Origin of the sequence: Pseudomonas ekonensis (assembly GCF_019145435.1) — a bacterium.
Lineage (GTDB): Bacteria > Pseudomonadota > Gammaproteobacteria > Pseudomonadales > Pseudomonadaceae > Aquipseudomonas > Aquipseudomonas ekonensis.
Genome location: NZ_JAHSTS010000001.1, coordinates 2,258,751 through 2,270,544 on the forward strand (window position 1 = coordinate 2,258,751; position 11,794 = coordinate 2,270,544).

An 11,794-nucleotide genomic window follows, 5' to 3' on the forward strand; every position below is an offset into this window, starting at 1 on the left:
TGCCGCTCAGGGCCTTGGGAGGATGGCGTTGACCTTGTCCCGCAATTGATCGATGGAAAACGGCTTGCCGATGACGTGCATGTCGGATGGCACTTCGAGGGACTCGGCGTAGCCGCTGGCGAACAGGATCGGCAGGTCGGGGCGCAGCAGACGGGCCTGCTCCGCGAGGATCCGGCCGTCGATGGTCGGCAGGCCGACGTCGGTCATCATCAGATCCACGCCGCGGCCGGGATTCTGGAGGATGTCCAGCGCCTGCTCGCCGCCGTCCGCTTCCTCCACGCTGAAGCCCAGCTCCTCCAACACATCGACGATCAGCATGCGCACGATGGCGTCGTCTTCTACCACTAGGATGGTGGGCATAATCTAAGCTCTCAAGGACTGGACAGAAGGAGCGCCGGCACCGGAAAGGGCGGCGCTTTAGCATGAGTAAGTGGCGCAATGCCACAAGTTCCCTTGAACCTGCAAAAAGGCGCAAGCGCATGTCGGATGACAAGGATAACGGTTGATTTGCTATATCGTGCGGGCAAAGTGGGCCAATAGCTGCTAAAGCTGAGAGAAAAATGGATCCATGTTGCCGTTTTCGGGCAAACTCCCTGAATTTCAACAGTTCGACAAGGCTGTCCAATGTCCTCTACGTCCTCGGTCGATGAACTACGGTTCCGTAAACTCCTGACCCGCAACGTCAGCCTGCCGCTGGCGGTCGGTGCGCTCAGCGCGGTGTTCTTCGTGGTGCTGATCACGTATCTGCTCTCGGTGATCAAGTGGGTGGAGCACACCGACCGGGTGATCAACAACGCCAATGAGGCGGCGAAACTCACGGTGGATCTCGAAACCGGGATGCGCGGCTTCCTGCTCAGCGGCGACGAGCACTTCCTGGATCCTTACGAGACGGCCAAGCCGCGGATCGCCGTGGCGCTCGGCACCTTGCTCGAGCTCACTGCCGACAACCCGGTGCAGACCGACCGCATACGCCGCCTGCAAGCGTTGCAGGCCGAGTGGGCGACCTACGCGCAATCGATGATCGACCTGCAGCGCGCCAGCGGCGACTACCGCGCCGCCGTCAAGGCCGGGCGCGGCAAGCGTCTGACCGACGAGATCCGCAAGCAGTTCGAGGACGTGATCGACACCGAGCAGCAGTTGCGCACCGCACGCAACGAAGACGTGCGCCGCACCACGATCTGGAGCATCAGCCTCTACATCTTGTTCGTCGCGGCCATCAGCGGCCTGCTGGCCTATGTCGGCCGCCGGGACCTGCTCAGCCTGTCGCAAAGCTACGGCGCCAACCTGGACGCCCAGCAAGCCAGCGCCCAGCGCCTGGAGCGGCAGGCCTGGCTGCGCAGCGGGCAGTCGGAGCTGGCAGAGCAGGTGCTGGGGCAACTGACCCTCAACCTGCTGGGCCGCAACATCCTGCAGTTCTGCGCCCAGTACCTGGGCGTCGCGGTGGCGGCGCTGTATGTGCGCGAAGAGCACGGCGGCCTCAAGCGTGTGGCCACTTACGGTTTCTCCCGCGAACAGGAAGCGCAGGAACAGTCGATCTACAGCGACGAAGGCATTGTCGGCCAGGCCGCGCAGCAGGGCCGCCTGATCCGTCTGGAACCGGTGCCCTCCGACTACTTCAAGGTCAGTTCGGGCCTGGGCGAAGGCGTGCCGAGCAGCGTGCTGGTGGTGCCGACCAGCGACGATGACCGGGTCAACGGCGTGGTCGAACTGGGCTTCCTGCGCCCGCTCACCGAGCGCGACGTCGAGTTGCTGGAACTGATCGCCGGCAACATCGGCATCTCCATCGAAGCGGCCCGTTACCGCCAGCGCCTGCAGGAAGTGCTCGCCGAGACCCAGCAGCTCAACGAAGAGCTGCAGGTGCAGCAGGAAGAGCTCAAGACCGCCAACGAAGAGCTGGAGGAACAGTCGCGGATCCTCAAGGAGTCCCAGGCGCACCTGGAGACCCAGCAGGTCGAACTGGAGCAGACCAACGAGCAACTCGCCGAACAGACCCAGGTCCTGGCCGAGCAGCGCGACGCCATGGACCTGAAGAACACCGAGCTCAACCAGGCCCAGGCGCAGCTGGAAGAGCGCGCCGAAGAGCTGCAGCGTTCGAGCAAGTACAAGTCCGAGTTCCTGGCCAACATGTCCCACGAACTGCGCACGCCGCTGAACAGCTCGCTGATCCTGGCCAAGTTGCTGGCGGAGAACCCCCAGGAAAACCTGTCGGCCGAGCAGGTCAAGTTCGCCGAGTCGATCTATTCGGCCGGCAACGACCTGCTCAACCTGATCAACGACATCCTCGACATCGCCAAGGTCGAGGCCGGCAAGCTTGAAGTGGTGGCCGACAGCACCAGTGTGGAGCGCCTGGCCGAGGGCCTGCGCGGCGTGTTCGAGCCGCTGGCGGCGGACAAGCACCTGGCGTTCGAGGTCGTGGTGCAGCCCGACGCGCCGCAGACCCTGTTCACCGACCGGCAGCGACTGGAGCAGGTGGTCAAGAACCTGCTGTCCAACGCCGTGAAGTTCACCGAGCAGGGCTCGGTCAGCCTGACCATCGCCGGCCAGCCGAACGATGGCGTGGCGTTCATCGTCCGCGACACCGGGATCGGCATTGCGGCCAACCAGCAGGAAAGCATCTTCGAGGCCTTCCACCAGGCCGACGGCACCACCAACCGCAAATACGGCGGCACCGGGCTCGGCCTGTCGATCTCCCGCGACCTGGCGGCCCTGCTCGGCGGCTTCATCAGCGTCAGCAGCGCGCCGGGGCGCGGCAGCGTGTTCACCCTGGTGGTGCCGCAGCACTACCGCCAGAACAGCGAAACGCCGGCCGTGCCGGTGAATTTCAATCCGGTCTCCATCGAACCGGTCGAGGCGGCGCCCGAACCGGCTCCGGCGCCGTCGATGGACCTGCCGCGGTTCAACGACGACCGCGACAAGGCCCCGTTCGACACCCGCAGCATCCTGGTGGTGGAGGATGAGCCAAACTTCGCCAACATCCTGTACGACCTGGCCCACGAGCTGGGTTACCGCTGCCTGGTCGCCCACGGCGCCGACGAAGGCTACGACCTGGCCCGCGAGTTCCTGCCGGACGCCATCCTGCTGGACATGCGCCTGCCGGACCATTCGGGGCTGACCGTGCTGCAGCGCCTGAAGGAACACCCCGAAACCCGGCACATCCCGGTGCACGTGATTTCGGTCGAGGACCGGGTCGAAGCGGCGATGCACATGGGCGCCATCGGTTATGCGGTCAAGCCGACCACCCGCGACGAGCTCAAGGACGTGTTCGCGCGCCTGGAAGCCAAGCTGACGCAGAAGGTCAAGCACGTGCTGCTGGTCGAGGACGACGACCTGCAGCGCGAAAGCATCGCCCGCCTGATCGGCGACGAAGACATCGAGATCACCGCCGTGGGGCTGGCCCAGGATGCGCTGGAGCTGCTGCGCACCACCGTGTTCGATTGCATGGTCATCGACCTGAAGCTGCCGGACATGCTCGGCAACGATCTGCTCAAGCGGATGTCCACCGAAGACATCCGCTCGTTCCCGCCGGTGATCGTCTACACCGGGCGTAACCTGACCCGCGACGAAGAGGCCGACCTGCGCAAGTATTCGCGCTCGATCATCATCAAGGGCGCACGCTCGCCGGAGCGCCTGCTGGATGAGGTCACACTCTTTTTGCACAAAGTCGAATCGCAGTTGTCCCATGAGCGGCAGAAGATGCTCAAGACCGCCCGCAGCCGCGACAAGGTCTTCGAGGGCCGCAAGGTGCTGCTGGTGGACGACGATGTGCGCAACATCTTCGCCCTGACCAGCGCGCTGGAACACAAGGGCGCCGTGGTGGTGATCGGCCGTAACGGCCGTGAAGCGATCGAACGGCTCAATGAAATCGAGGACATCGATCTGGTGCTGATGGACGTGATGATGCCGGAAATGGACGGCTTCGAAGCCACCATGGAGATCCGCAAGGATCCGCGCTGGCGCAAGCTGCCGATCATCGCGGTGACGGCCAAGGCCATGAAGGACGACCAGGAGCGCTGCCTGCAGGCGGGCGCCAACGACTACCTGGCCAAGCCCATCGACCTGGATCGCCTGTTCTCGTTGATTCGCGTGTGGTTGCCGAAGATGGAACGCATTTAGTGGAACGACATTATTCAGTCGAGCGCAACAGTGAGATTGAGCTGCGGCTGTTGATCGAGGCGATCTACCTCAAGTACAGCTATGATTTTCGCGATTACTCCGGCGCTTCGATCAAGCGCCGGGTGCTGCATGCGCTGAGCCAGTTCGAGTGCGCCACCATTTCCGCCCTGCAGGAAAAGGTGCTGCACGACCCGACGGCGTTCATGCAACTGTTGCAGCTGCTGACGATCCCGGTCAGTGAGATGTTCCGCGACCCGTCGCACTTTCTCGCGATCCGGCGCGAAGTGGTGCCGCTGCTCAAGACGTATCCGTCGATCAAGATCTGGATCGCCGGGTGCAGCACCGGCGAAGAGGTGTATTCGATGGCGATCCTGTTGCGTGAGGAAGGGTTGCTCGAGCGCACGATCATCTATGCGACCGACATCAATCCGCATTCGCTGGACAAGGCCAAGCAGGGCATCTTTTCCATGGAGAACGTGCGGGCCTATACCGCCAACTATCAGCAGGCGGGCGGTCAGCGGTCGTTTGCCGACTACTACACGGCGGCCTACGGCTACGCGATCTTCGACAAGAGCCTGTGCGAGAACGTGACGTTCGCCGACCACAGCCTGGCGACCGACAGCGTGTTCTCCGAGACCCAATTGATCTCCTGCCGCAACGTGCTGATCTATTTCAACAAGAAACTGCAGGACCGGGCCTTCAGCCTGTTCCACGAATCGCTGTGCCACCGGGGCTTTCTGGTGCTGGGCAGCAAAGAGACGCTGGACTTCTCCAGTTACGCCAACCGGTTCGACCCGTTGGTGAAACAAGAACGGATCTACCGCAAATCATGAACGGCGCCACGGGGTTGCCCCGGGTCCAGGCCATTGCGGTCGGCGCGTCCGCCGGAGGCGTCGAGGCCTTGCTGACGCTGCTGGCGCCGCTGCGCCGGGGGTTCCGGCTGCCGATCATTGTCGTGCTGCACCTGCCGGAAGAGCGGCGCAGCCAACTGGCCGAAGTCTTCGCCAGGCGGATGTCGCTGCCGGCGGTCGAAGCCATCGACAAGCAGCAGATCGCCCCCGGCACCGTGCACTTCGCCACGCCCGGCTATCACCTGTCGGTGGAGCAGGACCGCAGCCTGTCGCTGAGCCTGGAGGACCGGGTGCACCATTCCCGGCCCTCCATCGATTACCTGTTCGAGTCCGCCGCCGACGTCTACGGCGCGGCGCTGGCCGCCGTCCTGCTGACCGGCGCCAACCACGACGGCGCCCATGGCCTGGCCCAGGTCAAGCGCCACGGCGGGCTGACCGTCGTCCAGGATCCGCAGGAGGCTCACGTGGCCACCATGCCCCTGGCCGCGCTGAGCCTCCATCAACCCGACTACATTCTCCCCCTGCGCGGCATCAGCCGTTTGCTTGTCGAGCTGGAACGAATCGCATGCTGAGTAATATCCAGGCAAAACTGCTGATCGTCGACGATCTGCCGGAAAACCTGCTGGCCCTGGAAGCGCTGATCAAGCGCGAAGACCGCATCGTCCACAAGGCGCTGTCGGCGGACGAGGCCCTGTCGCTGCTGCTGCAGCACGAATTCGCCATGGCCATCCTGGACGTGCAGATGCCCGGCATGAACGGCTTCGAGCTGGCCGAGATGATGCGCAGCACCGAAAAGACCAAGAACATCCCGATCATCTTCGTCAGCGCCGCCGGCCGTGAACTGAATTACGCGTTCAAGGGCTACGAGAGCGGCGCGGTGGATTTCCTGCACAAGCCGCTGGACGTGCACGCGGTCAAAAGCAAGGTCAACGTGTTCGTCGACCTGTACCGCCAAAGCAAGGCCCTCAAGCAGCAGCTCGAAGCGCTGGAGCAGAGCCGGCGCGAACAGCAGGTGCTGTTGGAACAGTTGCAGAGCACCCAGGCGGAACTGCAGCAAGCGGTGCGCATGCGCGACGACTTCATGTCGATCGTCGCCCACGAAGTGCGCACGCCGCTCAATGGCCTTATCCTCGAAACGCAGTTGCGCAAGATGCACCTGGCCCGGGACAACGCCGCCGCGTTCACCCTGGACAAGATGAACGCCATGGTCGAGCGCGACGAACGGCAGATCCAGAGCCTGATCCGCCTGATCGAAGACATGCTCGACGTCTCGCGCATCCGCACCGGCAAGCTGTCGATCCGGCCGAGCCGCTTCGACCTGGCGCAATTGGTGGGCAACCTGCTGCAGAACTTCGCGCAGCAGATCGAGGCGGCGGAAACCGAGGTCAGCTTCAGCGCGCCGGAACCGGTGGAAGGGCACTGGGACGAGTTCCGCATCGAGCAGGTGGTCTCCAACCTGTTGACCAACGCCTTGCGCTACGGCGGCAAGAGCCCGATCCAGGTGCGGGTGTACCGCGAAGGCGGCGAGGCGCGGGTCGAGGTCGCCGACCACGGCATCGGCATCAGCGAAGAGAACCAGAAGCGGATCTTCCAGCAGTTCGAAAGGGTGTCGGCCAAGACCGTGGTGGCCGGATTGGGGCTGGGCCTGTTCATCTCCGAACAGATCGTCGCCGCCCATGGCGGGGCGATCACCGTCCAGAGCCGGATCAACGAAGGCGCGCTGTTTCGCGTTTGCCTGCCGCTTGGCGAAAACGGCGAACCGGACGCAACCTCTGAGTGACCGCACGGTCGTATCAGCAGCTATTGACCGAACAAAGGCTTTCCATGAGCACAGATGCACAAGATGTAGTACTCGTCGTCGAGGACGAACCGGTTATCTTGATGATCCTCACCGACTACCTGAGGGCCGAGGGTTATCACGTCCTGGAGGCGGAAAACGGCGAGCAGGCCTTCGAGATCCTGGCGAGCAAGCCGCATCTGGACCTGCTGATCAGCGACTTCCGTCTGCCCGGCGGCATCAACGGTGTGCAGATCGCAGAACCGGCCGTCAAACTGAGGCCGGACCTGAAGGTGATCTTCATCAGCGGCTATCCGCAGGAGATCCGCGAGACCGACAGCCCGATCACGCGCAAGGCGCCGATCCTGGAAAAACCGTTCGACCTGGACGTGCTGCAGGAAAAGATCCGCGAGCTGCTGGCGTAAGGGCTGACGGCGGGCTCAGAGCCCTTGCTGCAGCGACGGGTCGTCCGGGTTCATCTGTTCCAGCTGGGCCAGCAGGATCTGCACGTTCTGCAACTGGCCGCTTTCCTTCCAGTAACTGATCAGCAGCACCCGGGCCTTGCGGTCGGCGGGGTGGCGCTGGACGACTTCCTGCAACTGTTTCTGCGCCGCTTCCAGTTCCTCGGCCCCGTGCAGGGTGGTGGCCAGGTCGTAGCGGTAATCCTTGTTGTCAGGCTCAAGTTCCACCGCCCTGGACAGGCCCAGCAGCGCGTACTCGCGTTGGTCGTGATGCAGCAGCCACAGGCCCAGGGCATGTTGCAGGTAGGCGGAATCGGGCTGGGCCTTCAACTGCTTGGCCAGCAATTGCCGGGCCGCGTCGCTCTGGCCCTGACGGTCCAACACTTCGATCTGCATCACCAGCGCCGGCAGGTTGGCCGGATCCAGGCGCAATGTCTGCTCCAGCGCCTCCTGCGCCTGCTTCAGTTCCGCATTGTGCAGGTGCAGGCGGGCCAGCTGCGCGTAGCGGTCGGCGCTTTCGGGCTCAAGCTTGAGGGCCTGTTCCCAACTGTCGATGCCTTGCTGCAGCGGGGCGAAGTACAGGCCCAGTTCGTCCGGGGTCAGGCCGAGCAGGGCGTTGATCGTCGCAAAGCGCACGGTCTGGTCTTCGTCGTCGAGCAACGGGCCGAGCAACAGGCTGCGTTGGCCGCCGGGCACCAGCCCGACGACGCTCTTGATCGCCGCCAGCCGCACGTCCGGCGCTTCGTTCTGCAGGTCCGCATCCGCCAGCTTCAGCGCCTGGGGGCTCGGGTAGTTGGGCAGTTCGGCGTGCAGCCACACGCGTCGCTTGACCGTCAGGTCCGGGCGCGCCAACTGCTGGTACAGCACCCGGGCGGCGCCGGGCTTGCCGGCGCGGGCGGCGGACAAGGCCTCGCTGTAGCCGTGCTTGATCGCTTCGGGGATGACCGGTGCGGTGCTGCGCAGGGACAGCCAGGCAACGCCGAGCGCCAGCACGAGGCCGAGGCTGATGAGCAGGTAGCGGCGAGACGGTGGCATGCAGGGATCCGGAGACGGGCGAGGGGCAAGCTTCGGTCAGTGCGCGCCATGAGTCAAACCCTGTGGCCGTTTATGCCGACGGACCGGCATTTCACTTCGCACGAATCGCCCTACAGACTGCGTCGACCACGTTACCTGTCGAGCCTTCGATGCAGTGTCTACGCTTGCAGGAGTCGTCTGGATGAGCGTGTCCATGCAAGCCTTGGTCAATTACTTCAATTCGCTGCTCCATCCCGGTCGGGCGGTGCTGCTGTTCGGCCTGCGTACCGTCGCCGCCGGGTTGCTGACGCTGTACCTGGCGTTCCTGTTCGATCTGGACCAGCCCAAGTGGTCGATCATGGCGGTGGTCATCATCAGCCAGCCGTTGGCCGGCATGGCCCTGGCCCGCAGCTTCGGCCAGGTCATCGGCACGACGCTCGGCGCGGTGGTGGCGGTGCTGATCATGGCGATCTTCCCCCAGGCGCCCCTGCCGTTCATCGCCACCCTGGCGCTGTGGCTGGCCCTGTGCACCGCCGGTGGCACGTTGCTGCGCTACACCAGTTCCCAGGCCTTCGTGCTCAGTGGATACACCGCCGTGGTGGTGGCCTTGCTGGCGATTCCGGATCAGGACGGCACCTTTCTGCTGGCGGTGACCCGCGTCACCGAAACCTTGCTGGCGGTGGCCTGCGTTTGCGTGGTCAGCCTGTTGACGGCCCGTCCCGAGGCGGTCACCCGGGGCTATTTCGACAAGGTCGATCAGGTCATCAAGCTTGCGGCCCTGCATTCGGCGGCGGTGCTGCGCACCGAAGAGGACGAAGCGGCTTTCCAGCAGCGGCAGATGCGTTTGTTGGGGGAGATCAGTGCGCTGGAAGGGCTGCGCCGCCACCTCTATTTCGATGCCCCGCGTCTGCGCAGCGCGGACGGCCTGGTGCTGCTGCTCGGTAACCAACTGATGCTGCTGACCTCGCGCCTGACCGCGTTGCGTCACCAGCGCGAACTGCTCACGGCGCGCTGGGAAGGGGAACTGCCGCCGGATATCCAGCGTCTGCGCGCCGAGGAACTGGCCTTTCTCGATCAACTGGCGCAGCAGGGGCGTGCGCTGCCGGCGCAGGCGCGTCACCGCTTCGTTTCCCTGCAACAGCAGTTCGACGAACTGGCCTATAAAGCCGGGCAACTGACCGAAGACATGAGCGCGACCCTTCGTTCGCTGGCCTGGGCGTTGCGCTGGGAACAGGCGCGGCTGTTGCAGCAACTGGAGCAGATCCTGGAACTGAGCGATGCGATCCAGGAGGGAAGGGAGGCCAGCTGCGTATTCCGCGGTCAAGCCAATCCGCTGCACCTGGATTTCACGCTGGCCACGATGAATGCCATCCGGGCCTTCAGCGCCTTGATGATCGCGGGGCTGATCTGGATCGAGACGGCGTGGGACGGTGCCCGCGGCGGGATGATTCTGGTGGGGATCCTGTGTTCGCTGATGGCGACCTTTCCGCGCCCTCTGATCGCCGCGCAGAGCTATGCCCGCGGGCTGGGCCTGGCCTTGGTGGTGTCGGCGTTCTACCAGTTCATGCTGGTGCCGGCGGTCAGCGATTTCGAACCGCTGGCGTTGCTGCTGGCGCCGTTGCTCTATGTGATCGCGGTCGGCCTCGCCAGCCCGGCGACGGCCGGGATCGGCATGGGGCTGGGGCTGTCGAGCTTCTTGATGCTCGGCCCGCAGAACGTCGGGACAGGACAGAACTCGGCCATCCAATGGTTCGAATTTGCGGGCGCCTACGTCAGTGCGGCCATGCTCGCCTTGATGGTCTATGCGTGGATCTTTCCGTTCCGGCCGGTGCTGCGGATTCGCCGCTTCTACAACGAGGCGAGGGAGCAGGTCTATGCCCTGACGAAGGGCGCGGTCACCGACGAACGGCAATTTGAGTTCGAAAGCCGCATGGTGGATCGGCTGACCACAATGCTGGGGTTGCTGCCGGCGGCCAATGACCGGGCCATGCAGGCGTTGTACGAGACCAGTCTGGCCTGCGTGGCGGCGGGGGTGGCGATGCACCAGCTCAGGCAGCAGGCGCAGGGCAACACGCTGCTGTCGGAAGCCTTCAACCGCCGTTTGATGACGGCGGTGCGGCAAGCCGGGCGCTTTGTCGTCGGTCGCCCGGATGTGCAACTCAAGCCGTTGCGGGTCGAACTGCACGCGTTGGGCGACGAGCTCGACGACTTGCATGTCGCCAGCCATGAACATGTGTGGTCGGTGTTTCGCATGCGCGTGGCGCTGCTGATCGTCGTGTCGTTCCTGGAACGGCACGGTGAGCGCCTGCAACACCCTGTCCCTGAAGGAGAGCCGGTCCTTGCCCGTTGATTTCGAGATAGGCGGGGTCTACCTGCCGCCGATTGCCCAGGCGTTGCTGCTGGCCATCCCTGTCTTTCTCCTGCTGGACCGGGTGCTGCGCCGGCTGGGCGTGCTGCGTCGGGTCTGGCACGAGGCGCTGTTCCAGGGTGCGCTGTACGCCTGCGTCTGCGCGACGTTGATTCTGCTGATGGGAGCCTGAGGCCTTGAAGACATTGCTTGCCCGATTGACGACATTGGCGGTGGTGGCGCTGGCCATCGTGCTCGGCTGGTTCGCCTGGGAGCATTACACCCGCGCCCCGTGGACCCGTGACGCGAGGGTGAGGGCGGATGTGGTGACGCTGTCGGCGGACGTGTCGGGCCGCATCGTCAAACTGGCCGTGCAGGACAACCAGCATGTGCAGAAGGGTCAACTGCTGCTGGAGATCGACCCGGCGCGCTACAGCCTGGCGGTGGAGCATGCCCGACGTTCGGTGGAGGTGGCCAGGGCGGCGTTGGGGCAGTCCCAGGCGGCCATCGTCGCCAGCGGGGCGCTGCTCAAACAGCGCGAAAGCGAAGAGCGGCGACGGCGCACCCTCAAGCAAGGCTTCGCCATCTCAGGGGAGGAATGGGAAAAGTCCAGCACCGAAGTGGCCGTGGCCCAGGCCGACCTGTTGCGCAACCAGGCCAACCTCGGCCTGGCCGAGGCCAATGTGCAATTGGCGGTGGCGGCGCTGACCCAGGCGGAGCTGGATCTGCAGCGTACCCGTGTGGAGGCGCCGGTCAGCGGTTACGTCACCAACCTGCTGACCCGCGAAGGCGACTACGCCGTGACGGGCGGCGCGCTGGTCGCGTTGGTGGACAGCGAATCGTTCTATGTCAGTGGCTACTTCGAGGAAACCAAGCTGCCCAGGATCAGCGAGGGTGACCGGGTGCGGGTCGAGCTGATGAGCGGCGAGCGGTTCGAGGGCACCGTGCAGAGCATCGCCTTTGCCATCGCCGACCGCGAGAACGCGCCGGGCAGCCGGCTGCTGGCCAGCATCAACCCCAGTTACACCTGGGTGAAACTGGCGCAGCGGGTGCCGGTGCGGATTGCGATCGATGGCGACTATGCCGGCAAAGACCGGCTGCGGGCGGGGACGACTGCGACGGTGACGGTTCTGGAGCACAAGTGAATCCGGGTGAATCGGCATCACCGCTGTCTGATCCCCCGTCATCGCCGGCAAGCCGGCTCCCACAGGTATTCCAGCTGTCCACAAGG

At 64.5% G+C, this 11,794-nt stretch carries 10 protein-coding genes; 8 read left to right on the forward strand and 2 right to left on the reverse strand.

Going from position 1 to position 11,794, the window contains the following annotated elements:
- Window positions 1–6: 6 nt before the first annotated feature.
- The gene (locus KVG96_RS10030) at window positions 7–360 is read right to left on the reverse strand and encodes a response regulator (RefSeq protein ID WP_217891886.1); all 354 of its coding nucleotides are present in this window, start codon (window positions 358–360) and stop codon (window positions 7–9) included.
- A gap of 264 nt (window positions 361–624) precedes the next feature.
- Between KVG96_RS10030 and KVG96_RS10035 the strand changes: the two genes are divergently transcribed.
- The 5 genes from KVG96_RS10035 to KVG96_RS10055 are packed head-to-tail and all read left to right on the forward strand — an operon-like array spanning window position 625 to window position 7,166.
- Entirely contained in the window at window positions 625–4,113 is a 3,489-nt protein-coding gene (locus KVG96_RS10035) for a response regulator (protein ID WP_217891887.1), read from the forward strand.
- Window positions 4,113–4,946 carry a CheR family methyltransferase gene (locus tag KVG96_RS10040; protein WP_217891888.1) on the forward strand — a complete coding sequence of 278 codons (834 nt, stop codon included), beginning with the start codon at window positions 4,113–4,115 and terminating at the stop codon, window positions 4,944–4,946. The genes KVG96_RS10035 and KVG96_RS10040 overlap by 1 nt, the downstream gene beginning before the upstream one ends.
- Entirely contained in the window at window positions 4,943–5,536 is a 594-nt protein-coding gene (locus KVG96_RS10045; protein ID WP_217891889.1) for a chemotaxis protein CheB, read from the forward strand. Before KVG96_RS10040 ends, KVG96_RS10045 begins: the two co-directional genes overlap by 4 nt.
- A complete protein-coding gene (locus KVG96_RS10050; protein ID WP_217891890.1) occupies window positions 5,530–6,744 on the forward strand; it encodes a hybrid sensor histidine kinase/response regulator in 1,215 nt (404 codons plus the stop codon). The genes KVG96_RS10045 and KVG96_RS10050 overlap by 7 nt, the downstream gene beginning before the upstream one ends.
- A 44-nt stretch (window positions 6,745–6,788) precedes the next feature.
- Window positions 6,789–7,166 carry a response regulator gene (locus KVG96_RS10055; protein WP_217891891.1) on the forward strand — a complete coding sequence of 126 codons (378 nt, stop codon included), beginning with the start codon at window positions 6,789–6,791 and terminating at the stop codon, window positions 7,164–7,166.
- 15 nt (window positions 7,167–7,181) lie between these two features.
- On the opposite strand, the gene KVG96_RS10060 is transcribed toward KVG96_RS10055, so the two are convergent.
- Window positions 7,182–8,237 (reverse strand): tetratricopeptide repeat protein, encoded by a 1,056-nt coding sequence (locus KVG96_RS10060; RefSeq protein ID WP_217891892.1) that lies wholly within the window; start codon window positions 8,235–8,237, stop codon window positions 7,182–7,184.
- Window positions 8,238–8,430: 193 nt separating this feature from the next.
- On the opposite strand from KVG96_RS10060, the gene KVG96_RS10065 reads away from it, so the two are divergent.
- Genes KVG96_RS10065 through KVG96_RS10075 form a run of 3 tightly spaced genes read left to right on the forward strand, consistent with a single transcriptional unit; the run spans window position 8,431 to window position 11,708 of the window.
- The gene (locus KVG96_RS10065; protein ID WP_217892464.1) at window positions 8,431–10,566 is read left to right on the forward strand and encodes an FUSC family protein; all 2,136 of its coding nucleotides are present in this window, start codon (window positions 8,431–8,433) and stop codon (window positions 10,564–10,566) included.
- Window positions 10,556–10,756 (forward strand): DUF1656 domain-containing protein, encoded by a 201-nt coding sequence (locus KVG96_RS10070; RefSeq protein ID WP_217891893.1) that lies wholly within the window; start codon window positions 10,556–10,558, stop codon window positions 10,754–10,756. Before KVG96_RS10065 ends, KVG96_RS10070 begins: the two co-directional genes overlap by 11 nt.
- Window positions 10,757–10,760: 4 nt before the next feature.
- Entirely contained in the window at window positions 10,761–11,708 is a 948-nt protein-coding gene (locus KVG96_RS10075; protein ID WP_217891894.1) for an HlyD family secretion protein, read from the forward strand.
- The last annotated feature ends 86 nt before the right edge of the window (window positions 11,709–11,794 follow it).